Genomic DNA, 23705 nt, shown 5'->3' on the forward strand with positions numbered 1-23705 from the left:
GCGCCTATGCGAAAATGAGGGTATGCCTCTGTGGATTGTCATCGGTGTCGCGGCCGCGGTCTTCGTCCTCGTTTTCGTCGTCGCGGCGACCTTCAACGCTTTCTCTTCCGAAACCGTCGACGAGGCCGAAGAGCGCTGGACCGGACTGCCTGCGGAGTTCACCGTCGAGGACCTGGAGTCGGTGCGATTTCGGCCCGCACTGCGCGGCTACCGCATGGAAGACGTCGACGAGGCCATGGCGATGCTACGCGCACGCCTGAGCGAACTCGAATCCGCAGCTGCTTCTGACGGACCGGAAACGGCTGCCGGACCACGATGAGTCGCCCTGCAGACCTGCCCGGAATCACCCTCGCCCCCGAAGTCTTCGACTCCTCCCGCTTCAGCCGCTTCAGCGCTCTGTTCATGAGCCTGCCCGTGTGGCTGCAGGCGGTATCCGTGTACTTCGTCTCCCGCGTCGTGAGCATGTCGATCTTCGCCGCGGTCCTCAAACGTCAGGACCCGGCGAACTGGTCATCGTCGCCGGTGACGACGACGCTCAATGACTTCCTCAACTTCTGGGACGGCGGCTGGTACGGTCGCGTCGCCGACGAAGGGTATCCTCGCGTGCTGCCGCTCGACGAGTCCGGAGCTGTCGCGGAGAACCAATGGGCGTTCTATCCGCTGCATCCCTCGATCGTGGCCACTGTCTCCGACCTCACCGGGCTGAGCTACGAGGTCATCTCGCCGATCGTGTCCACGATCGCCGCGGGTCTGGCCTCGATCGTCATTCTCCACCTCTTCCGCAAATACGTCGATGCCGGTCAGGCGCTGATGGGACTGGCTCTTGTCATGTTCTTCCCGCCGGCCGCGATCTTCTCCACCGGATATGCCGAATCTCTGACTCTTCTGCTGCAGGTGATGGCGCTCTTCCTCGTCGTCGAGCGACGCTATCTCACCGCGATCCCGGTCGTGACCTTCATGGATCTGTCGCGGCCGATCGGCGTCGCGTTCTCGTTCTTCATGCTCTTCCACCTCATCGACCGCTTCCTTCGCCGCCGCAGCGATCCGTATCCGACCGGCGAGGTGGTCCGGTCCTGGACGCTGGGCGTGGCCTCGTGCGCGGCGGCACTCATCCACCCGATCCACGCGTGGTGGGCGACCGGATCGCTGACGGCCTATACCGACACCGAGGCGGCCTGGCACACCGGCGAGACCACGTTCGTCGTCCAGTGGGTGGCAAGGTCGATCAGCCTCATCGGTCCGCTCGGGCCGGTGCTGCTCGTCATCGTCATCGCCGGAATGCTCGCCCTGATCTTCTCACCGGCGGGAGCGCATATGGGGCGGACGCTGCAGCTGTTCTGCCTCGGCTACGGGCTGTATCTGCTCATCTTCTTCAATCCCCAGACCTCCACCCTGCGTCTGCTGCTGCCGCTGTTTCCGATGGCGCTGACGCTGGCGCTGGTGCGCTCACGAGGGTATCGGGCCGCGATGCTGGTGGCCTATATCCTGCTTCAGATCGTGTGGGTCGCTTATCTGTGGCACTTCACTCCGCCCGCCGACCTGCCTCCGTGATCTCCAGCTGACCTGCCTCCGTGACCGTCAGCCGATCCGCGCCGCGACTGCCCACAGGGTCGAAGAGTTGCGAAGAGTTACCGGGAACGCGCGGATCATGGAATAATCGTACGTACATCATTCGGTCCACCTGGTGTGAACCGTCTTTGCATGACAACGGAAGGAAGAGCCCATATGGCAGCCCAGAAACCCCGCACCGGCGACGGACCTCTGGAAGTGACCGAAGAAGGCCGAAGCATGGTGATGCGGCTTCCAGTCGAAGGCGGCGGTCGCCTGGTGATCGAACTCAGCAGAGACGAAGCCACCGGACTCCACGACACTCTCGCCCAGACACTGGGGCTCTGAGCCGACGGCCGCAGCACACGGCCGAGCGGACACTCACGAACAGCAGAGACTTACCTGTAAGTCTCTGCTGTGCTCGTTTCACCGGGCCTTCTGCAGAAGCAGCAGCCCTTCGCCGATGGGCAGCAGCACCCGTTCGAGGTTCTCCTGTTCTGCGATGCGGTTGAGCATGCTGCGCGCAGCCTGGGTGCGAGGACTGCGATCGACGGGATCTGCGACAGCGCCTTTGAGGAGGGTCTTGTGGATGACCAACAGGCCCTGAGCGTCGAGCAGACGCAGGGAGGGCTCGATCATCCTCTCCAAACTGCCCGGCTCCACGTCGATGAAGACCATGTCATAGGCCGACGGGGCGAGTCGTTTGAGCACCTCTTCGGCACGGCCGCTCATCAGACGCAGCCGACCAGGTCTGATCCCGGCCATGTCGACGAGATCCCGTGCGGCGCTCTGGGTCGTGGAATTCGTGTCGATCGACGTCAGTATCCCGGCGTTGGGCATGCCGCGCAGCAGCGACAGGGTCGAGGTTCCGACGCCGGTGCCGACTTCGACAGCCGCGACCGGCGTGAGGAGGCGGGCCAGGAGAGTCAGGGTCTTCGCCGTGGTCTGGGAGACCGGGCCGATCCCGAACTCATGTGAATGGGTGCGAGCGGCGTCGAGCAGCGGATCGGGACCGTTGAACTGTTCCGAGAAGGTGAGATCACCTGCATTTTCGCGTGCCAACCGGCCCCTCCCTTCTGGTGCTGAGTCTTCCCAAGTCTAACCGCATCCGGGTTCGATTCCGTGGGTGCGCCACAGCTGATCGAGTTCGTCGACGTCGAGGAACGCCGAGCGTTCGACGCGCTCATGCGTATGGGCGGTGCCTTCGTCGTCCCAGTGGGTGCGGGCTCGAGCGAAGATCTCGGGCGGCAGGAGACCGGTCGCATCGACGACTCGCCACCACGTGACGTTCGACCCGAATTCCCGCATCACCCGACCGACGTAGCGGGGTGAGCAGTCGGCGACTGCGCCGACCGTGCCGTAGGCGACGACACGAGCGGCGGGAACGAGCTCGACGATGCGCAGCACCCGTTCGACGGCTATCTCGTCCACTGCACCTCCCGGCGGGATCGGATTGTCGAACCTGTGCTGACCATGAGTCGATGCTACCGCCGTCCACGGTAGACTTGAGACCATGTTCGGTATCAACGGCACCGAAATGGTGATTCTGGTCGTTGTGGCCTTGGTCGTCATCGGACCCAAACGCCTGCCCGAATACGCTCAGAAGCTGCGGGACCTCGTGCGACAGATGCGTCGCATGGCCGAAGGCGCGAAGGACAGCGTCCGACGCGATTTCGGCGACGACTTCAAGGACGTGGACTGGCAGAAGCTCGACCCGCGTCAGTACGATCCGCGCCGGATCGTGCGTGAGGCCCTCGTCGAAGAGGACGCGGCCATCCGCGAGTCCAAGCGTCAGGAACGTTCCACTCAGGAAACGTCGCCCGCTGAGTCCGCAGGCGCTGTGACGTCGACTCAGACCGACACCGAGGCGACCCCTGCCCGGGAGAAGTCACCCATCGAACGGTTCCAGGCCCAGGTCACCCTGCGCGACCGTGCCGACGCGGCGCCGTTCGACCCCGAAGCCACCTGAACCCGGGGCCATCGAACAGCACCGCAGCGACACCGACTCACACCGGGCTCAGGCCCAGAGATCTGCCGGACAGGCCCCGAGTGCGTCGCTTGAGCGACTCAGCGAGAGAGTCGAAAGCCTGCGCCGCAGGCGAATCGGGGCTGCCGAGCACGACCGGGGTGCCCGCGTCCGATCCTTCCCGCAGACGAGTGTCCAAGGGAATCTGAGCGAGCAGCGGAACCTCGTGTTCGAGGGTGGCGGTGAGGTTCTCGGCCACGCTGGCACCTCCGCCGGAGCCGAACACCTCCATTCGAGTGCCGTCGGGCATCTCCATCCACGACATGTTCTCGATGACTCCCGCCAGCGTCTGCTTCGTCTGCGTGGCGATGGATCCGGCGCGTTCGGCGACCTGTGCGGCCGCTGACTGCGGTGTGGTGACGACGAGGAGTTCGGATGCGGGCAGCAGCTGTGCCACGGAGATGGCAATGTCACCTGTGCCGGGAGGCAGATCGAGCAGCAGCACGTCGAGGTCGCCCCAGAACACATCCGTGAGGAACTGCTGCAGGGCGCGATGGAGCATCGGACCGCGCCAGACGACAGCCTGGCTCGCAGGGACGAACATGCCGATGCTCATCACCTTCACGTCATGGGCGACCTGCGGCAGGATCATCTCATCGACTCGGGTCGGCTTACCGGAGAGACCGAGCATGCCGGGGATGGAGAAGCCGTAGATGTCGGCATCGACGACGCCGACGCGCAGACCCTTCTCCGCCAGGGACACGGCGAGGTTCGCCGTCACCGAGGATTTGCCGACTCCGCCCTTTCCGGACGCAACGGCATAGACCTTGGTCAGAGACTCAGGACGGTTGAACGGAATATCGCGGGTGCCGGAGCCCTGCAGCTTCTCCTTCATCGCCTTGCGCTGTTCGGGGCTCATCGTCCCCAGCACGACAGCCACCTCGGTGACTCCGTCGACCCGGGCCACCGCGGCCTCCGTGTCCTTGGTGATCGTGTCCTTCAGCGGGCACCCGGCGATCGTGAGGAGAACCGTGACGGTGACCTTGCCGCCGTCGATGCCGATCGATTCGACCATGTCGAGTTCGACGATGCTGCGGCGGATCTCCGGGTCGATGACCCCGGTCAGCGCCTGTCTCACAGCGTCCACAGAGGGACCAGTCATACCCACGTCCTTTCGTTCCCGGGTCCGTGCTCCCGGGCCTTCAACACTACCTATCGGCGGTCGTCTCGTCATCCGCCGCGAGGGCCGCCTCGCCGCTGTTCGGAGGGTCGGGAATCGACGTCGCCGTCCTGCTTCTCCTCTTCCAGCTCCTTGAGCAGATCTTTGAGCTCCGAGCGGATGAAGTCGCGGGTGGCGACCTCACGCATGGCGATGCGCAGCGCCGCGACCTCCCGTGCCAGGTACTCGGTGTCGGCGAGGTTGCGTTCGGCACGCTGCCGATCGTGTTCGAACTCGACGCGGTCCCGGTCGGTGCTGCGGTTCTCCGCGAGCAGGATCAGCGGGGCTGCGTAGGAAGCCTGCAGGGAGAGGATGAGGGTCAGCAGAGTGAAGTTCAGCGACCTCGGGTCGAACTGCCACGACTCGGGCAGCAGGGTGTTCCACAGCAGCCACACGGCACAGAAGACCGTCATCCCGACGAGGAACGCCGGAGTGCCCATGAACCGGGCAAAGGCTTCGGCCCCGCGGCCGAAGGTCTCGGGGGAGACGGTGAAGCTCGGCAGTCGGCGTTTGCTCGACCTCGGGATCTCGAAATCATCGACGGCCATCTCTACCCCCTGCTGCGATCGTCACGACCGGTGGTTCGCCAGTCCTCGGGCAGAAGCTCGTCGAGGACGTCATCGACGGTGACCACACCGACGAGGCGATCATTGTCATCGGTGATCGGCACCGACACCAGATTGTACGCGGCCAACAGCTTCGCCACCTCACCGAGGGGAGTCTCCGGCGACAGAGGTTCGACCTCGGTGTCGAGCATGATGCCGACCGCCTCGTGCGGCGGATGGCGCAGCATCTCCTGGATGTGGACGAGACCCAGATACTTGCCCGTCGGAGTCTCCACGGGCTGACGGCAGACGAAGACCGCTGCGGCCAGGGCCGCCGGCAGGTCTTCCCGACGCACATGGGCCAGCGCCTCGGCGACCGTGGCCTCCGGGGTCAGGATCACCGGTTCGGTCGTCATCAGACCGCCCGCAGTGTCGTCATCGTAGGCCAGAAGCGTCCGCACATCTTCGGCCTCATCGGGCTCCATCAGCGTCAGGAACCGTTCGGCCTGATCATCACTGAGCTCGCCGAGGAGGTCAGCCGCGTCATCGGGCGCCATCTCCTCGAGCACGGTCACGGCTCGTTCGGTCTCGAGTCCCGCGAGGATCTCGATCTGGGTCTCGGCCGGCAGCTCCTCGACGACATCGGCGAGGCGTTCGTCATCGAGGGCACGGGCGACCTGCAGGCGGCGGGACGAGTTCATCTCGAAGAGCACATCGGCGAGGTCGGCAGGCTTCGTGTCCTGATAGGCGGCGATGAGCTGGGTGGCTTCCTGGTCGACCTCGGAATCCACCGGATGGTCGGCGTCCGTCCAGTCGATCTGCTTGGTCTCACCACGGCGGCGGAACGCGGCGAAGGCGCTGCGTTCGGGCACGCGCCGCACGAACAGTCGGGTGACCTCCCAGTCCTTGTTCACCTGCTGTTCGATACCGACATCTTCGATGAGCACTGGTGAGTTGTCCTCCCGCAGGCGCAGACGCCGGTCGAGCAGATCGTTCATCACCAAGGTCTCGGACTCGCGCTGCTCGAAGCGCCGCATATTCACCAGACCGGTGGTGATGACCTGCCCGGAGTCGATTGCGGTGACCCGGCCCATCGGCACGAAGACACGGCGCCGTCCCGGCACCTCGACGACGAGGCCGATGACTCGAGGGGACTGCCGCATCGTCGCACGGTAGACGAGAACGGCGTCGCGGACACGGCCGACCTGATCTCCGAGAGGGTCGAACACGGGGGCGGAGACGAGTCGAGCGACGAAGACTCTTTTCGGTGGACCACTCATGGTCTCAGACTACGTGGTGCGTGGAGATTTCAGTGGTCGCTTCCAGGAATTGAATCCAGATCACATCCGCTGCAGGTGGACGCAGCGGGCGTCGGGTTCCATCCGGACTCTTCTCCTATTCATCAAGCCGTCCTAACTGCTTCATCTCGTTGTCGCCCCATCTCCCTAGGGTCATCTCTCGGCAGAACCCGCCACAGTCGAATACAGGAGAAATCCATGCAGACACGACGAATCCGCCCGCGCACCGCCGCCGCAGGTTTGGGGGCCTGCGCCGCGCTCTCGCTCTTCGCCCCGCTTCTCTCACCGACGGAGGCGGTGGCAGCGGACGCTCCGGCCGAACTCTACGAGGGCCACGTCCAGGTCGACCGCGGCAAGGCCGCCGACCCGCAGAAGTTCACCGGTCAGGTCTTCGACGACGTCAATGAGAACTCGAAGCTCGACGGTGATGAGGAGGGCGTCTCCGGCGTCGCGGTGAGCAACGGAGTCGACGTCGTCCTCACGGACGGAGACGGACGCTACGCGCTGCCCGTGCGAGAGAACATGACCGTCTCGATCACTCAGCCCGCCGGATGGCAGGTGCCCGTCGATGAGGACATGATCGCACAGTTCAGCTACAACCATCTGCCGGAAGGCTCCGGAGACCTCGAGTTCGGAGGCATCGAACCGACCGGTGAGACACCGAAGGCCGTGAACTTCCCGATGATCGAGTCGCAGGCTTCGGCGCAGGACGACCAGAACTGCCCGATCGCCGCCGATACCCAGGCGTATGACACGACCGAGATGGGCTATGCCCGCGACGGTGCCGTCGGCGACCTCGCCGATCGCAGCGACTACGGGGCGTGTGGCGTGCTTCTGCTCGGCGACAACGTCGGTGACGACCTCAGCCTCAATGACGAACTGCGAGACATCTACTCGCAGATGAATGGCCCCGTGCGAGTGGCACCGGGCAACCACGATCAGGACTACGACGCGGTCGATGACTCGCACGCCCTCGACACCTTCCGCGACCAGTTCGGGCCCTCGTACTTCTCCTACGAGGTCGGCAAGACCCACTTCGTCGTCCTCGACAGCATCGAGTACGAGGGCAAGGCGAACCGGAAGAAGTACAAGGAGAAGATCAGTCAGGAGCAGCTGACCTGGCTGGAGAACGATCTGCAGAACGTTCCGCGGAACGCTCAGGTCGTCATCGCCACCCATGCGCCCATCCTCACGCACAAAGACGTCGTCGTCGACAATGCGAAGGACTTCTACGACGTCATCGCCGACTACCCGAACGCCGTGACCGTGGGCGGACACACGCACACTCAGGAGAACCTCGTGGCAGGTCAGACGCGGAAGGAATGGGCCGCGGCCGGGATCGAGAAGCTGCCGAATACACAGATCGTGGCCGGCGCCGTCTCCGGAGACTGGTACTCCGGCGGGCTCAATGCCGACGGACTGCCGTACGCATTCACCCAGGACGCGTCGGAGCCGGGCGTGCTCACCCTCGAATACGACGGTAGCTCGCGCAGCGAACGCTACACCGTGCGAGGCGAGTCCGAAGATCACCAGCTGCTGCTCGGAGTGAATTCGCCCGAGTGGCGCGATTGGGCGCAGAAGGCGCAGGAGTGGCAGGACGCGGACAGGGAAGGCGATGCCCCGGAGGCGGTGTCCGAACGCGTCGTCACCCGCGATGACCTCAGGCAGGGCGAGACCTGGCTGACCTCGAGCTTCCTCGCCGGCACCGCAGACGCCCGCGTGGAGGTCAGCTTCGACGGCAAGGCGCCGAAGCGGTCCGAGCACACTCAGCCGGGCAAGGGCGAAGCCTTGGCCAAGGGCTGGGAATACACCGATCCGTACACGGCCTCGCAGAACCTGCGGACGTCGGGCAATGTGGGCCGGTCGAGCTCGCATCTGTGGCGGACCGCGATCCCGTCGGATCTCGATCTGGGCACGCACACCGCCGAGGTGACCGGAACCGATCGCTACGGTCGTGACTTCACGCAGACGGTCCGGTTCACCGTGGTCGAGGACGAGGCTGCGGCGAAGGCCGAATCGCAGAAGCTGCTGCCTCAGGACGGCTTCGACGCCCAGCAGAAGAAGGAAGTCCGGGACCCGTCGGGTCTCGACTCCGACGAGGCTCAGTCGGCTCGCAACGACTGAGCGCTGAAGAAGGAGCTGAAGCTCAGCGCGGCAGACGGATGACGATGTCTGCGAGCTGCGGAGAACTGAGAGGAGCGGGGCCCGCCGAACGGCGGGCCCCGTCTCCGTGATCAGAGTGCGGTGAACTCCGAGCTGAAATCCGGTGCGATCTCGCTCAGCGTCGGCGGCTGTCCCCAAGCGCCGTCGACGGGGGTCGCCGAAGCATGGGCGTCGAGGATCGCCAAGCTCAGCGCATCGGCCGCCGCAGCGGAGATCATCACGAGCTCTCGGGTAGCGGCGTCACGGTTGGTGGGCAGATCCTGGGCTCCGGTGGCGATGCCGAAGACCGTATCGCCGTCGAAGAGAGTGTGCGAAGGCTGCACGGCTCGCGAGATGCCGGCATGTGCTCCCGAGGCCATCCGTGTGGTCTGGGCCGGATCGAGTCGCGCGTCGGTGGCGATGATCGCGATCGTCGTGTTCTTCGCCGAGGATCCCGAACCCGGTGACGGTGCGGCGGGAAGTCCGTGGACCGTGGGCAGATCGAGACCGACTGAGCGCAGCAGCGGGTCCAACCACAGACCGCCCGACGGTGTGCCGATCGTCCCCAGCGAATTCGCTGCCACAAGAGCCGCGACAGTGGTCCCGCTGGGCAGACGGACGGCGAAGGAACCGAGTCCTCCCCGCAGGGTCTGAAACCCGGACCGAGCTCCTGTACCTGCTCCGATGCTGCCTCGGACTTCGCCCGTTCGGCCGGAGAGCGCCGCGCGTGTCGCCTGTGTGCCCTCGTCCGGCTGCGGCGGGGCGAGGGAACCGTCCCCGCGGCCGAGATCGTAGATCGCGGCCGCGGGAACGAGCGGAATGACCGTATCGGCCAGTCCGGGAGCGGGGAACCCGAGTCCCGCCTCGGCGAGGGTGTCGACGACACCGGATACGGCGCCCAAGCCGAACGCGGAGCCGCCGGTGAGGACGATGGCATCGGCACCGTAGGAGTGTGTTCCCGGCGCGATGACATCGGTCTCACGGGTGGCGGGACCGCCGCCGCGGACATCGACGCCGATGGTCGACCCGGGTGGGGGCAGCACAGTGGTGATCCCGGTCAGGCGGGCGTCGGTGAGCTCACCGGCATGACCGAGGCGCATGCCGGGGATCTCGAGGATTCCGCGCCCGCGGACCGGGCCGGAGCATGCGTCCCAACCCGGCCTGCGAGCGGCACCCGGGGTCATCAGCGGTCCTGGTGCCGTCCCTGCACCCAGGCTTCGACCTCGGTTCGGGTGCGGGGGAAGTCGGCGGAGAGATTCTCCACTCCGTCGGCGGTGACGAGCACGTCGTCCTCGATGCGGACACCATTGCCGCGGAACTCCTCGGGCAGCAGCAGGTCATCGGACTTGAAGTACAGTCCGGGTTCGATGGTGAAGATCATTCCCGGCTCGATGGTGGCGTCCAGGTACATCTCCGCTCTCGCCTGCGCGCAGTCATGGACGTCGAGGCCGAGGTGGTGGCTGGTGCCGTGGACCATCCACCGGCGGTGCTGCTGTCCTTCCGGCGACAGCGAAACGGCGGCGGAGACCGGCAGCACGCCGAACTCTTCGAGACGCGTCGCGATGACCTCCATGGCCGCCTCGTGGACCTCTCGGAACTTCACGGGACGGTCGGTGTGTTCGGCGGCCACGGCGAAAGCGGCGTCGGAGGCTTCGAGTACGGCATCGTAGATCTTCGCCTGCACCTGACTGAATGTCCCTGAGACGGGCAGGGTGCGCGTGATGTCCGCTGTGTAGAGCGAATCCGCTTCGGCTCCGGCGTCGACGAGGATGAGGTCACCGTCCCGGACCTGGCCGTTGTTGCGGATCCAGTGCAGTGTGCAGGCATTGTTGCCCGAGGCGGCGATCGTGTCATAGCCGACCCCATTGCCGTCGGAGCGGGCAGCGGTTTCGAACGCGGTTTCGACGATTCGTTCTCCCCGGCGGTGTCCGAGTGCGGTCGGCAGCGATGCCACCACATTGTCGAATCCGGCTCGGGTGATGGCGACGGCTTCGCGCAGCTGGGCGATCTCGTGGTCGTCCTTGATCAGGCGCAGCTCGGAGAGCATCTGGGCCAGTTCCGCATCTCCGGCCTCGGACGTCTCGAGATCGGCCTGGACCTGGGTGCGAGCGAGGTCGATGACTCCGTCGATGCGAGTGTCGGCCTGACGGACGAGGCGGACGGAGATGGCACCGAGGTCTTTCGTGATGGCGTCATCGACGGTGGCGGAGTTCGCCGTGGCGATGCCGGTCATGAGGGACATGGCCTCGAGGTCGGCGCGGGGTCCGACCCAATATTCGCCGTAGCGGGAATCGGAGAAGAACTCTTCGGTGTCGGCGCCGGCTCGAGGACGGAAGTACAATGTCACGTCGTGGCCGTCGCCCTCGGGTTCGAAGACGAGAACGGCGTCGGGCTCGGAATCGGCCTCCAGGCCGGTGAGATGGATGAACGCGGAATGGGCACGGAAACGGTAGTCGGTGTCGTTCGAGCGGACCTTGAGTCCGCCGGCGGGAACGACGAGCCGCTCACCGGGGAAGGCTGCCGAGACGGCGTCGCGGCGTGCCGGGGTGAAACCGGCGGCGGCGAGAGCCTCGGCATCGAGAGGTGTGCGATGCCAACCGGAGGCGACGAAGTCGCGGAAGGCGGTGGAATTCGGTCGATGCGAGCGATTGTTCACGCGGTCTGCGAGGTCCTGTGTCGAGTCTGGGAGTTCTGAATTGTGCTCTGTCATACCGCCAGTCTAGACGGGTGGAGTGACATGGAGTGCACATGTGGAAGTCGGAACGACAGATGCAGATACACTGTGACCATGGTCATCGATCTCCATGTGCACACCGCATTCTCGGACGGGACCCAGACTCCTTCCGAACTCATCTCAGAAGCCTCGATGGAGGGCATCGACGTCGTCGGACTCACCGACCACGACACCACCGCCGGTTGGACCCTTGCCGAAGATGCTGCCCGCGTCTACGGGCTCGGACTGGTGCGGGGAATGGAGATCTCCTGCCGCTACGAGGGCATCAGCGTGCACCTTCTGTCGTACCTGCACGACCCGTACAATACGGGTCTGGCCGAAGTCGTGCAGGAGACGAGGCGGGCCCGCCTCGACCGCACACACCTCATCATCGAAAGATTGGCCGAAGACTATCCGATTGATATGGATGCGGTGCTCTCGGTCTCCGGCGAAGACGCCACGATCGGACGTCCGCATATCGCCGATGCGCTGGTGGCAGCCGGTGTCGTCGAGTCCCGCACCGAAGCGTTCACGTCGATTCTGTCGAGCCACGGAAAGTACCATGTGTCTCTGCCGACGATCGACCCGATCACTGCGATCGGACTCATTCGCGAAGCCGGGGGAGTCTCGGTCTTCGCTCACCCGCGCGCGGCCATGCGCGGCCGGGTGGTCCCTGATTCGGCGATCACCGATTTCATCGCCGCAGGCCTCGACGGACTCGAGGTCGACCACCGGGACAATCCTCCGCAGGAGCGCGAAGCGATGCGGCGGCTGGCGCACGAGCATGACCTCATCATCACCGGCTCGAGCGACTACCACGGCACGGGCAAACCCAATCGTCTCGGCGAGCACGTCACCTCCGACCATATGCTCGCAAAGCTGCTCGAACGCGCCGCGTCACGGCCTGGTGGGGTCGACTTCATCCAGGGCTGAGCCCATACGACAGACCGGCCACGGGCGCGAGAAGTCCGACAGACTGGAAGACGAGCAGGACCGGCGCCGCATCGACATCGACGAGGGGCCCGACCACTCGGTCGGGCCCCTCGTCGGGGTTGTGCGGGGACTCGGTCTCGCCCGCGGACGGATCAGTCCTCGTTGGAGTCGGCGGACGCCGGGCCGCCCTGACCCGACTGTCCGCCCTGCGCACGGTTGACCGGCTTGCCGCCGCGGGTGCGGCGACGATTGCGCTGGCGACGCGGTTTGCGGCCGTCCTCACCGGCTGCCGACGAGGCGTCACGACGTTCGGATGAGCCGCCTCGGCGAGAGCCGGAACGGCTGCGGCCGGATCCGCGACGTTCGGATCCACGGCCCTTTCGTTCTCCGGTGGACTTCTCGTCCTCTGCATCGGAGTGCTGGCGCGGCAGGCGGCCCTTGGTGCCCTTCGGGATGCCGAGGTCGGAGAAGAAGTGCGGGGACGTCGAGTAGGTTTCGACTGGTTCGTCGAAATCGAGTCCGAGGGCCTTGTTGATCAGTCGCCAGCGGGGCATGTCATCCCAGTCGACCAGGGTCATGGCGACACCGGAGTTGCCGGCTCGACCGGTACGTCCGATGCGATGGACGTAGGTCTTCTCATCCTCAGGGCACTGGTAGTTCACGACATGGGTGACATCGTCGATGTCGATACCGCGGGCGGCGACATCCGTGGCCACGAGCACGTCGACCTTTCCTTCGCGGAAGGACTTCAGGGCCTTCTCACGCTGTGACTGGCCGAGGTCCCCATGGAGGGCCTTGACCGCGAAGCCGCGATCCTCGAGCTCGGCGGCGAGCTTGTCGGCGGTGCGTTTGGTGCGGGTGAAGATGATCGTGCGACCGCGGCCCTCGGCCTGGAGCATGCGGGCGACGAGCTCGGACTTGTCCATCGAATGGGCACGATAGACGAACTGAGTCGTGTTCTTGCCCGTCAACGACAGATCCTCATGATCCTGAGCGCGGATATGGGTGGGCTGATTCATATAGCGGCGGGCCAGGGTGATGACCGCGCCAGGCATGGTGGCGGAGAACAGCATCGTCTGACGGTGCGCGGGCACCGCGTTGATGATCTTCTCGACATCGGGCAGGAAGCCGAGGTCGAGCATCTCGTCGGCCTCATCGAGGACGACGGTGCGGACGCGGTGGAGTTTGAGGATCTTGCGACCGTAGAGGTCCAGGAGGCGACCGGGGGTGCCGACGACGACGTCGACGCCGGACTTGAGACGGTTGATCTGCGGGTCGAAGTCCATGCCGCCGTAGATGGTCATGATATCGATGTCGCGCTGCACCGAAGCGGTGACGAGATCGGCCGCGACCTGCTTGGCCAGCTCACGGGTGGGGACGACGACGAGAGCCTGCGGCAGCCGAGTGCCCTTGGCATCGTTCAGGCTGTCCGGAGTCGATTCGGGGTCGGTGGTCACCGAGGCGTCTTCGGTCTTGCCGACGACGCGCTGGAGCAGGGGGATTCCGAATCCCAAGGTCTTTCCGGTGCCTGTCTTCGCCTGCCCGATGATGTCGGCTCCCGACAGCGCCACGGGCAGAGTCAGCGCCTGAATGGGGAAGGGGTGGGTGATTCCTGCCGAGGCCAGCGAGGCCACGATCGGTCCGGCGACTCCCAGCTCCGCGAAATCCGCTTCTGTCTCCGCCATATTCCAAACTCCTTTTAGCGCGTCTGCGCTTGTCATGGTGCGAACCGGTAGTCTTGCACTATGCCCGATTCTGTCCCATTGGCCGGTAATGATGCTGCAACGCTCGCACTTGTCGCGTTCGGCGAGCTGACCGGTTTCGAACGTATGGCCACAAACGCGACGACCGCAGCGGATCTGGACGACAAGGTCATCCTGGCGCGGCTGGCCTCTCAGTCATTCGCGAACTTCGAACAGCTCTCACAGCACATCGATCAGATGGGCCAGGATGTGATCGAGCTCTGTCAGCATTTCGAACCGACCTTCAGCACTCTGGCTGAAAGGACTCGTCCTCGCGACTGGTACGAAAGCCTCATGAAGGGATTCGTCTTCGACGGAATCATGAATGATTTCTACCGCACGGCGGTGAACGAACTCGCGGAGCCCGGATACAGCCTGGCTATTGCAATTCTCGATGATACACGTGCCAGCGAATATGCGCGCAATCGTCTGACCTCCGAAGTGGCCGTCGACACACAGTTGGCCTCACGGCTGGCCCTGTGGGGTCGCAAGCTCGTCGCTGAGACACTGGGGCGGGCCCGCAGTCTGCTCACCGACCCGTTCCTCGGCCTCGACGAAGATCTCGTCGTCGAACTGATCCCGGCGGTGACATCGAACCATTCGAAGCGGATGTCGGCACTCGGCCTCGTCGCCTGACTCCGCATTCCGACGCCGGATTCCACGGCGGGCCCGCGATCATTCGGCTCGCGGACGACTCAGCGAGGGACCTGCGAATCGCGGCGGACGCAGCACAGCCCCGGTCACGATGACCGGGGCTGTGCCGCTGTTGAGATGCAGCTCAGGCGCTGAAGCCCACACGACGCGAGGTCTCGGCACCGATTTCGAGGTAGCCGAGCGAAGCGGAGGGAACGAAGACCTGACGGCCCTTCGTGTCGGTGAAGGTCAACAGCCCCTCGGACTGGATCTTCTCTTCGATGCGGGCGGCGAGAGCCTTCGCATCCTCGTCCGTTTCGACGATGATCTCACGCTGGGTCTGCTTGACGCCGATCTTGATTTCCATGGTGCTCCTTGTGCCGATGCTCGGTGACCGATGACGGATGGGACTGTGTTCAGCTTAACGTCCGCAGGCAGGGGTTTCTTCCCCGCGGATTCCGCTGAGGGCTGAGGGACGGGTGCGAGCTCAGCGTTCGGCGAACGAGCGCAGGCCGCCCCAGCTCATCTGGGTGAGCAGTTCGACGGCCGTGTCGACGTCGATGCCGCGCTGGGAGTCGATCTGTTTGACGACGACCTCAGCGGTGCCGATGAGAGCCCGACACAGAAGCTGCGCCTCATCGTCGCTGACGCGAGCGAAGTTCTTCAGTGCGGAGACGACGCGTGTCGCCGAACTCTCGCGCAGTGCGCGCAGCTTCTGCTCGGCCTTCGGCTCGTAGACATCCGAATTGAAGATGATGACGAACTCCTCGCGATGTGAGACCACGAAGTCGAAATAGGCACGGTACGTCGCGTGGATCTGCTCATGCGGATCGGTCGTCGACCCCAGAGCCTCGGCCAGGCGGGAGTCGAGGTGCGCCGCCGAGGAATCGATGAGGGCCAGATAGAGGTCCTGCTTGGAATCGAAGTGCTGATAGAGCACGGGCTTGGACACACCGGCAGCCTCGGCGATCATGTCCATCGAGGTCGTCCGATATCCACGGGTGGCGAAAACGGAGCGCGCGACACCCACCAATTGGTCGCGGCGCTGGTCACGGGGCAATCTCTGTTGTGGACTCGACATTCTTCAATGCTACGCGAAGTCCGGCCGTGCTCCGGGCATCCGCGCTGGCTTCGACGACGCGCCGGCTGCGGATTCGGAAGTCTCATGTCAGCGTGCCGTGATGGAATACGAGTATGGATGAGATGACGCAGCGATTGGGCAGCACTCTGCTCTCCGGCGACTGCCTGACGATCATCGGGCGACCGGGAACCGGGAAGACGGCTCTGCTGGAGTCGGTCTACGCACAGCTGGTGTCGACGATCGATCCGGCGTCCGTCCTCGTGCTCACTCCCGATCGTGACCACGCCGATGTGCTGCGCAATCGTCTCCAGCTGCCGGCTGATGCGGTGCTGTCCTCGGCTCCGGCCCGCAGTCTGGCCTCATTCGCTTATGGAATCGCCCGTGCCGCACACACGACGCGGACCGGCGAGGATCTCGAGTTCATCTCCGGAGCCGATCAGGACGTGTTCCTCGCCGACCTCCTCGCCGGCCACGAAATCGGTCGTGCCCGCGGTCCGGCGTGGCCGTCGGAGATCACGGCCGAGGTGCGGTCGACCTCCGCTTTTCGCACCGAGGTCCGCGACGCGCTCAACCGAGTGATGGAATTCGACTTCGGAATGCGCATGCCGGAGGCGTCGCCCGAGTCCTCCGAGCACGTCTTCGACTTCGGTCGCGGTGCCCTCGACCGTGTCCTGGCAGACAATCCCGATCCGCGGTGGCAGGCGGTGGCCGAGATCCTCGACGAATACCTGGGCATCATGTCGATGCCGGGCTACGGGGGCATCGACTCCGCGACCGTGCTGGCGCTGGCCGCCTTCGAGATCTTCCGTGAACCCGCCGAGGTAACCGCGGGCCGATCGTGGACCTTTGCTCCCGATCGGGTGCCCACGGTCGTCCTGGCCGACGGTGTTCAGGACTTTCCCGCCGCCAGTTGGGGGATCCTCGAGCAGCTGCGGGCGCGGGGGAGTGCGATCGCCCTGTTCGGTTCTCCCGAGACGGTGACCGGGCGATTCCACGGCGCCGACGCGTCGATCATCGATCGGGCCTCGGCCGACGCGGCTTTCGAGACGGTCGTGCTCGACCGCCAGTGGGATGTCGATCCTGCGTTGGCGAAGGTCATCGACGGCTTCGGGGCCAGGATCACCACTCGCTGGTCGGCCGGTCACATGCCCCGCCCGCGTCCGGAGACGGACGAGGCTTCAACCGCGGCTGCGGCCGAGGCACCCGTGGAGACGCACGTGTTCGAAGGCAGCGCCTCCGGACATCGGTATCTGGCCCGGCGGATCACGAACTTCGTCGAACAGGGCCACTCGTGGTCTGATGTCGCCCTCATCTGCCGCAACTCCTCGAGCGCCCGCGTGATCGCCAACGAGCTGCGAGCCGCAGGCGTCTCGATCGCGACCCTGATGCAACCGCTCAACGTCGACCCGGCGACCGCACCGCTGCTGGACCTGCTGTCGTCGACTCCGGATTTCGACGACGACGAGTCGATCGCCGAACTCGCGCTGACACTGGCCGGCAGCATCTACGTCCGCCTCGATCCCGTGCAGATCCGCCGCTTCCGTCGAGCCGTCCGCAGGCGCTTCCCCGCTCCCAGCAGCACGGCATCGCTGGCGCAGGCACTGCGCAGCCCCATCGATGAATCGTCCCCCCAGGGACTCGCCACGATCTCACGCATGCTCCACGCCGCGGCGGAGGTCGGCACAAGCGACCCCCACCAGGCGCTGTGGAGCATCTGGGATGCGGCCGGGGTCGCGGACAGATGGCAGGCCGAAGCGCTGCGCGACCCGGAGTCGGCGGCCGACGGCTATCTCGACTCGGTGCTGCGACTGTTCGCCTTGGCCGAGAAGATCGCCGACCGCGGTGGATTCACTGCGCGCTCCTTCGCCGGCATCGTCGCCGAACAGGACATCGCCCAGGACTCCCTGGCCGATACCGCCGGGTTCGCCGATCACGTCCTGGTGGGAACCCCGTCGTCGCTGGCCCATGTGCGTGTGCCTCTGGTGATCATCGCCGAAGTCAATGAAGGCGTCTGGCCGAATCCGAAGCTGCGCGGTGGAATCCTCGGTCTCACCGATCTCATGGCGGTGCTCGACTCGGGTGAGACGGTCACCGGCGATCCCGGCTATCACGCGCATGCGAAACGGACGAACCTGCGCGAAGAGGGTGAGCTCTTCTTCACCGCGCTCAGCCGGGCGCAGGAACGAGCGATCGTGACCGCAGTCACCGATGCTGAGACCGAACCGTCCCCGTTCTTCGACGTGCTCGCCGCCGGCTCGGCCGAGGGCACCGAAGCGGGTGACGGCTATGCGATCACCCACGAGGATGAGCTTCCTCCGCTGACGCTGCCGGAGATGGCCGCCCATGCCCGCGCCCAGCTGCTGCAGGCGGCCGCAGCAGCCGCCGGCGAGGCCTCGGGTCCGGCGTCGGCGGATTCGCTCCTCGGAGCAGGTGAAGACCGGAAAGGCTCTGTGGCCCCGGACTCCGAGACACAGTCTTGGGCCGCCCTGATGCGGGCACTGTCGAATGCCGGGCAGTCGGTCGAGCCGCCGACGCAGTGGCGCGAAGCAGAGGACATCACGACGATCGAGCCGCTGTTCACCGACTCCGATACGGTCCGCGTCTCACCGTCCCAGGTCGAAGCATTCACCGACTGCTCGCTGCGGTGGTTCCTCACTCGCAACGGCGGAGACCGCCCGATGTCGACAGCGCAGAGCCTGGGAACCATCATCCACGCCGCAGCCGAGAACTATCCGGAAGGACCGACCTCCGCGATCCGAAGCTTCGTCGAAGAGGAGTTCTCGTCTCTGGAATTCGACGCGGAATGGGAACGCGAACGGGAATTCGATGTGGCGATGAGCATGGCCGACCGCCTCGGCGAGTACATCAAGACGACCCCGGGTCGCCTGGTCGGCGTCGAAGCACAGGTCTATGCAGCAGGCGTCGACGCAGACGGTCGCGAATGGAAGGTCACCGGTCGACTCGACCGGGTCGAGGAAGTCGAGGGCGGACTGCGCATCGTCGACTTCAAGACCGGACGGAACGTCGTCCCGGGCAAGGAGATGGACCGGCACGCTCAGCTGGGTGTGTATCAGGAAGCGATCAACTCCGGCACCATCCGCATCGGCGAGGATCGGGAAATCGATGCACACGCCTTCGGCGCCGAACTCGTGTTCCTGCGCAAGTCTGCCCGCACCGTTCGGGAGCAGCCTGCACTGGCCGTCGATGAGAATCCTGAATGGGCACGTGACCTCATCGCCGACGTGTCGGGCAGGATGCGTGCCGCGAGCTTCCCCGCCCGGGTGGAGCCGCAGAAATGCCAGTCCTGTCCCGTCCGCTCGTCGTGTCCTGCGATCGGTCCGAAGATGTTGGAGGAGAACTGATGCGCTTCACTGCCGAGGAGCTTGCCGAACTCACCGCAGCCGATCCTGCCCAGGCCTTCCCTCCCAGTCCGGAGCAGAAGGTGATCATCGAAGCCGACCCCGCACAGTCGATGAAGGTCACCGCCGGGGCGGGCTCGGGAAAGACCACGGTCATCTCGCAGCGCGTGGTGTGGCTGGTCGCCAACGAGTTCGTCTCTGCCGAACAGATCCTCGGCCTGACCTTCACCCGCAAAGCCGTCGGAGAACTCGGCGGGCGCATTCGCGTGCTCCTCTCCCGTCTGCGGCACAATCTCGGGCACGGACAGGACCTGTCCCTGCCCGGCCTCGACAACCCCACCGTGTCGACGTACAACTCCTATGCCGCAGCGATCGTCAGCGAACACGGAGTGAGCATCGGCATCGAACCCGAGACTGTCCTCCTCGATGACGCCGCGGCACACACCATCGCCGGGAACCTCATCGATGCGACTCCACCGGAGGAGATCCCCGGGAACTTCTCCCGCGAGACGATGATCGCCGACGTCATCGCGTTGGCCGGACAGATGAATGATCATGGGCGAGACGTCGATGAGGTCACCGACTATCTCGAGCAGTGCCTGGACGCTCTGGTGTCGAGCAAAGGCAAGCCCGTCGACCCCAACGGACGACGGGCGAAACTCGAAGCGAAGATCCGAACGGCTCGACTGGCCGACGCGTATATGCGTGCGAAGCGACGCAACCTGGCCATGGACTTCTCGGACCAGGTGCGTTTCGCTCAGCGCATCATCGACGAGGTGCCGGCGGCAGCGGAGGCGGAGAGAGCCCGGTGGAAGATCGTCCTCCTCGACGAATTCCAAGACACGTCGGTGGCCCAGCTGACTCTCTTGCGCGACCTCTTCGCCTCCAGCGCCGTCACCGCAGTCGGCGATCCCCGCCAAGCCATCTACGGTTGGCGCGGCGCCAGCGCCGACAACATGGTCCGTTTCTCCTCGGACTTCCGCGATGTCGAGTCCCTGTCCCTGAGCACAAGTTGGCGCAACGACCGGTCGATCCTGCAGGTGGCCAACCGCATCGCCGCCGGACTCGCCGACAGCGACGAGGCCCCGCTGTCGGCCCGCGATGGTGCCGGCGAGGGCGAAGTCAGCGTCGAGATCAGCTCGGGCGCCCACGATCCCGACTTCCTCACCACCGGGCTGCGCTCCCTGACGGAATGGTTCCGCACCGTCCCCGCCGGTTCGTCGAAAGCCGTGCTGTGTCGCAAACGCGCCCATTTCGCACCGGTGGCGGCGGCGCTGGAAGCCGCCGGATTCGCCGTTCATGTCCACGGATCCTCCGGGCTGCTCTCCGACCCCTTCGTCGCCGATCTGCGCGCGGTGCTCACGGCCGCAGTCGATCCGATGGCCGGAGACGAGATCATGAGGCTCATCAGCGGCCGGATGCTCGGCCTCGGTGCAGGCGACATTGCGGGGCTGCAGACCTTCACTCGTCGCCAGACCGAGAGACGAGCGTCGGAGCGAGCCGAGCCGGACACCGAGGAGGTCATCGCCGAAGCCATCGACCAGGCGACCATCGTCGAGGGCGTCGATGAACTCATCGACGTGCAGCGAGTCCTCGATCAGGGGGCCCGGGCGGGTGCGGACCAGGGACTCGTCGCCGACTATCAGCGGTCCGGCCTGAGCTCGGAGGGGCTGCATCGTCTGGTCCGGTTGGCTCGCGCGCTGCGCGCCACCCGGTCCGGAACGGGCACGGTCAGCTCGATCATCCGCACTGCGATGTCCGAAACCGGAATCGACTCCGACATCTGGGGACTCAGCGACTCGCTGCGCAATCTGCACCGAGCCTCCGTCGACGCGTTCCTGTCCGCTGCCAGCCAGTACTCGGCCACCGATGACAAACCCTCGATCACAGGCTTCCTGTCCTGGCTCAGCCTCATGGAAGCCCATGATGCGCTGAGCGTGGCCGAACCGACTACGGCTGCCGACGCGATCAACATCATGACCGTCCACGCCTCGAAGGGGCTGGAGTTCGATGCCGTCGCCGTTCCCTCCCTGGTGGTCAAGGATTTTCCGACCGAACCGCGGGACAAAGAGGGGTGGATGGACCGCACGGCGCTGCCGTACCCGCTGCGCGGCGATCGCACCCACCTCGTCGATTTCGATCTTCGGGAAGCCGAATTCGAGACGAAGAAGGCGTTGGACGAGTGGATCGGAGACTTCATCCGCCCGCGGATCGCCGACGCGCATGTGGGGGAGGAGCGGCGACTGGCCTATGTGGCGTTCACGCGCGCGAAGAGGCATCTGTGGCTCGGGGCGGAGCTGATGGGTTCGCGCGCCGTGCCCGATGACCCGTCGCCCTTCCTCACCGAAGCGATCGAAGCCTCGGGGCTGGAGGTGGAGATTCCGGAACCTGCCGACGAATCGGCAGAGGACCGCATCGAGACCACTCCCTGGCCGGTACCGCGCACGAGGCAGGTCGCCGCCGCACAGCGAGCCGCAGACTGGGTGGAAGCAAGCACCGAAGTCAGCTTGGAGTCCTTGGCCGAGGCGCCAGGAATGATCGGACGCTACGCGGCTCAGGCCCTGCGCATCGGTGACCGCCCCGAAGCCGTATCCGCGGCGGCGATGCCCGACCGCCTGTCGGCCACGGCTCTGGTCGCATGGCGACGGGACCCGCAGGGCTTCCGTACGCAGACCCTGCGCCCGATCCCGGCACCGCCGAGCCGGGCGGCCGAGATCGGGACGACCTTCCACTCCTGGGTGGAACAGCACTTCGGGCAGTCGAGTATCGACATCGGCGAGGACGAAGCGGTGCGACCGATCGACGCCGCGACGATCGAACGGCTGCAAGCGACGTTCTCAGCCTCCGAGTTCGCGACTCGTCGACCCGATCATGTGGAGATGTCCTTCGAACTCGTCCTCGGCAGATTCCGGGTGCCGGGGAAGATCGATGCTGTCTTCATCACCGGAGACCACGCCGAAGTCGTGGACTGGAAGACCTCGAAGAAACCCGATGCCGCGGTGCTCGAGGTGATGAAATGGCAGCTCGCGCTCTACCGGTTCGCGATTCTGCGCGTCCATCCGGAGATCACCGAGGTGACGGGAACCTTCTACTTCGTCGGCAGTGATGAGGTCGTGCGGTTCACCGATCTGCCTGATGAGGACGACGTCGTCGAATGGCTCGAAGCCAACGACGTCGACTGAGCTCAGCGGCTGCTGCCGGTGTCGTCGCCGACATCCGGGTCATCGGAGTCCCGGGTCGGTTCGGTCCTCACCTGCGAGCCCGGTTCGGAATCGAACTCCGAATCGTCTTCGGACGATGTCACCGTCGGTTGAGCTCGTGGAATGAACACATCGGAGGTCTCGGTCTCCGTGATCGCGGCTTCGACGTCAGGGGCATCGGCGCCCGCTGCAGCAGTCGCTGATGCCGACCCCCGAGTTGCTGCGTCGTCTGCTTCGTCGACGGGCCCGGAAGCGGAGTCCGTGGCAGGTCCGTGAGCAGGGGCGGGGCCATCGGATGCGCTGCCGAACAGGACTTCATCGAACGACGTGAGGAGCGCTGCGGCGTCGTCGACGGCCGTCTCATCCCCGGAGTCGACTGCTTCGAGCAGCCAGTCGAGCACCGCGAATTCGGCCAACAGCTCGGCACGGGAGATGACGTGCTCGTCGGCGCGGGGCCGGGAATTGCGGTATTCCTCGTAGAAGGTCGGCAGGGCGGCAGGATCGATCAATGCCGATGCCGCGGCCAGATCGATGGCCGGGTCGGCGACGCGCAGACGGCCGATCTCGGCAAGAGCGAGCACCCGTTCCTGATCGGTGTAGACACTTGTCTCATCGAGAGAGCCATGGATGGGGGTGGCGAGGAAATGCCACAGTGCGACCTTTTCGAACTCCTCCTCCCAATGCTGGAGCAGAGACGACGGCACACGACCGGTGCTCGCCGCCTGATCGAGTCGTTCGAGGATGAGGAACTGCGACCGAGAGGGATCCTCCACAGGGAATCCCGCATCGGAGACGGGCTCGGGCGCGGCCGAATGCAGAGTCGCCAGAGCCTGCGCGAACGAACTGGCCCGTGCCGTATCGGCGATGGGAACATCTCCGAGAGGTGCGCCCGGGAGCGGATCGGCCAGTGTCACCGTCGTCGGCGTTGCGGTGTCGAAGTAATCGGAGTCCACCTCGGTGATGGCCCGCAGGCGCGGCCAGGTGAAGTCTGCATGCGGATACAAGGTCTCATAGATGCGTCCGGCCTCTGCGGCCGAACCGATGTCCGCGGAGCGATCGAGCCGGGTCTGGGCCGATGCGACCAGCTGCTGATCGTCATCGCCGAGGAGGACTCTGACTCCGGCGTCGAGCGGCGGCAGGGGAGTCCATGTCGTCGGGACGAAGCCGTCGAGCATCGTCGCCGCGATCGCAGTCAACTTGAGCGCCTTGGTATCCACCTTCCCCAATCTACCGCCTGGGTTCGGCTGAGACACGGGACTCGCCGTCGAGCGTGTCTGTCGAGGCGACTTTCGTCGACCTGTCGGGCACCCACGCTCGCGGACGCTG

20 protein-coding genes are annotated in these 23705 nt (G+C 65.4%); 9 read left to right on the plus strand and 11 right to left on the minus strand.

Annotation, left to right across the window (positions count from 1 at the left end; translation table 11 throughout):
• Nucleotides 1-22: 22 nt before the first annotated feature.
• The 3 genes from CXR29_RS07305 (at nucleotide 23) to CXR29_RS07315 (ending at nucleotide 1896) form a co-directional block, all read left to right on the plus strand.
• Nucleotides 23-319 (plus strand): DivIVA domain-containing protein, encoded by a 297-nt coding sequence (locus CXR29_RS07305; protein ID WP_025776973.1) that lies wholly within the window; start codon nucleotides 23-25, stop codon nucleotides 317-319.
• Nucleotides 316-1551, plus strand: a complete 1236-nt coding sequence (locus CXR29_RS07310; protein WP_101553897.1) for a hypothetical protein — start codon at nucleotides 316-318, stop codon at nucleotides 1549-1551. Before CXR29_RS07305 ends, CXR29_RS07310 begins: the two co-directional genes overlap by 4 nt.
• Before the next feature lie 174 nt (nucleotides 1552-1725).
• On the plus strand, nucleotides 1726-1896 hold the full coding sequence (locus CXR29_RS07315) for a DUF3117 domain-containing protein (protein WP_064485784.1): 171 nt from the start codon (nucleotides 1726-1728) through the stop codon (nucleotides 1894-1896).
• Nucleotides 1897-1974: 78 nt separating this feature from the next.
• Here the strand turns inward: CXR29_RS07315 and CXR29_RS07320 are convergent, their stop codons facing one another.
• Nucleotides 1975-2610, minus strand: coding sequence for an O-methyltransferase (locus CXR29_RS07320; RefSeq protein WP_025776971.1), 636 nt, complete (start codon nucleotides 2608-2610; stop codon nucleotides 1975-1977).
• Nucleotides 2611-2646: 36 nt separating this feature from the next.
• On the minus strand, nucleotides 2647-2979 hold the full coding sequence (locus CXR29_RS07325; protein WP_025776970.1) for an MGMT family protein: 333 nt from the start codon (nucleotides 2977-2979) through the stop codon (nucleotides 2647-2649).
• An 82-nt stretch (nucleotides 2980-3061) separates the two neighbouring features.
• Between CXR29_RS07325 and CXR29_RS07330 the strand changes: the two genes are divergently transcribed.
• A complete protein-coding gene (locus CXR29_RS07330; protein WP_025776969.1) occupies nucleotides 3062-3517 on the plus strand; it encodes a twin-arginine translocase TatA/TatE family subunit in 456 nt (151 codons plus the stop codon).
• Between the two features lie 37 nt (nucleotides 3518-3554).
• Here CXR29_RS07330 and CXR29_RS07335 read toward each other — a convergent pair whose 3' ends face one another.
• The 3 genes from CXR29_RS07335 to CXR29_RS07345 form a co-directional block, all read right to left on the minus strand.
• Complete coding sequence (locus CXR29_RS07335) at nucleotides 3555-4676, minus strand: Mrp/NBP35 family ATP-binding protein (protein ID WP_101553898.1); 1122 nt, start codon at nucleotides 4674-4676, stop codon at nucleotides 3555-3557.
• 68 nt (nucleotides 4677-4744) lie between these two features.
• Nucleotides 4745-5281: a DUF1003 domain-containing protein gene (locus CXR29_RS07340; RefSeq protein ID WP_025776967.1), complete on the minus strand. Its 537-nt coding sequence runs from the start codon at nucleotides 5279-5281 to the stop codon at nucleotides 4745-4747.
• Between the two features lie 2 nt (nucleotides 5282-5283).
• Nucleotides 5284-6558: a magnesium transporter MgtE N-terminal domain-containing protein gene (locus tag CXR29_RS07345; RefSeq protein WP_025776966.1), complete on the minus strand. Its 1275-nt coding sequence runs from the start codon at nucleotides 6556-6558 to the stop codon at nucleotides 5284-5286.
• 216 nt (nucleotides 6559-6774) lie between these two features.
• Between CXR29_RS07345 and CXR29_RS07350 the strand changes: the two genes are divergently transcribed.
• On the plus strand, nucleotides 6775-8700 hold the full coding sequence (locus CXR29_RS07350; RefSeq protein ID WP_101553899.1) for a calcineurin-like phosphoesterase C-terminal domain-containing protein: 1926 nt from the start codon (nucleotides 6775-6777) through the stop codon (nucleotides 8698-8700).
• 110 nt (nucleotides 8701-8810) lie between these two features.
• Here CXR29_RS07350 and CXR29_RS07355 read toward each other — a convergent pair whose 3' ends face one another.
• On the minus strand, nucleotides 8811-9902 hold the full coding sequence (locus tag CXR29_RS07355; RefSeq protein WP_101593702.1) for a P1 family peptidase: 1092 nt from the start codon (nucleotides 9900-9902) through the stop codon (nucleotides 8811-8813).
• On the minus strand, nucleotides 9902-11428 hold the full coding sequence (locus tag CXR29_RS07360; protein ID WP_101553901.1) for an aminopeptidase P family protein: 1527 nt from the start codon (nucleotides 11426-11428) through the stop codon (nucleotides 9902-9904). The genes CXR29_RS07355 and CXR29_RS07360 overlap by 1 nt, the downstream gene beginning before the upstream one ends.
• A gap of 78 nt (nucleotides 11429-11506) precedes the next feature.
• On the opposite strand from CXR29_RS07360, the gene CXR29_RS07365 reads away from it, so the two are divergent.
• The gene (locus CXR29_RS07365; RefSeq protein WP_101553902.1) at nucleotides 11507-12364 is read left to right on the plus strand and encodes a PHP domain-containing protein; all 858 of its coding nucleotides are present in this window, start codon (nucleotides 11507-11509) and stop codon (nucleotides 12362-12364) included.
• A gap of 152 nt (nucleotides 12365-12516) precedes the next feature.
• On the opposite strand, the gene CXR29_RS07370 is transcribed toward CXR29_RS07365, so the two are convergent.
• Complete coding sequence (locus CXR29_RS07370) at nucleotides 12517-14049, minus strand: DEAD/DEAH box helicase (protein ID WP_101553903.1); 1533 nt, start codon at nucleotides 14047-14049, stop codon at nucleotides 12517-12519.
• Between the two features lie 60 nt (nucleotides 14050-14109).
• On the opposite strand from CXR29_RS07370, the gene CXR29_RS07375 reads away from it, so the two are divergent.
• On the plus strand, nucleotides 14110-14742 hold the full coding sequence (locus CXR29_RS07375) for a ferritin-like fold-containing protein (RefSeq protein ID WP_025776960.1): 633 nt from the start codon (nucleotides 14110-14112) through the stop codon (nucleotides 14740-14742).
• A gap of 142 nt (nucleotides 14743-14884) precedes the next feature.
• Here the strand turns inward: CXR29_RS07375 and CXR29_RS07380 are convergent, their stop codons facing one another.
• Entirely contained in the window at nucleotides 14885-15106 is a 222-nt protein-coding gene (locus tag CXR29_RS07380) for a DUF3107 domain-containing protein (RefSeq protein WP_025776959.1), read from the minus strand.
• Nucleotides 15107-15226: 120 nt separating this feature from the next.
• The gene (locus tag CXR29_RS07385; RefSeq protein WP_240811972.1) at nucleotides 15227-15820 is read right to left on the minus strand and encodes a TetR/AcrR family transcriptional regulator; all 594 of its coding nucleotides are present in this window, start codon (nucleotides 15818-15820) and stop codon (nucleotides 15227-15229) included.
• A 113-nt stretch (nucleotides 15821-15933) separates the two neighbouring features.
• Between CXR29_RS07385 and CXR29_RS07390 the strand changes: the two genes are divergently transcribed.
• Together CXR29_RS07390 and CXR29_RS07395 are read left to right on the plus strand one after the other, a co-directional pair.
• Nucleotides 15934-19182, plus strand: a complete 3249-nt coding sequence (locus tag CXR29_RS07390; protein WP_025776957.1) for a PD-(D/E)XK nuclease family protein — start codon at nucleotides 15934-15936, stop codon at nucleotides 19180-19182.
• The gene (locus CXR29_RS07395; RefSeq protein ID WP_101593695.1) at nucleotides 19182-22361 is read left to right on the plus strand and encodes an ATP-dependent helicase; all 3180 of its coding nucleotides are present in this window, start codon (nucleotides 19182-19184) and stop codon (nucleotides 22359-22361) included. Before CXR29_RS07390 ends, CXR29_RS07395 begins: the two co-directional genes overlap by 1 nt.
• Before the next feature lie 2 nt (nucleotides 22362-22363).
• Here CXR29_RS07395 and CXR29_RS07400 read toward each other — a convergent pair whose 3' ends face one another.
• Nucleotides 22364-23575 (minus strand): protein kinase family protein, encoded by a 1212-nt coding sequence (locus CXR29_RS07400; protein WP_241241631.1) that lies wholly within the window; start codon nucleotides 23573-23575, stop codon nucleotides 22364-22366.
• Between the last annotated feature and the right edge of the window lie 130 nt (nucleotides 23576-23705).

This window comes from Brevibacterium linens (genome assembly GCF_003999335.1).
Lineage (GTDB): Bacteria > Actinomycetota > Actinomycetes > Actinomycetales > Brevibacteriaceae > Brevibacterium > Brevibacterium linens.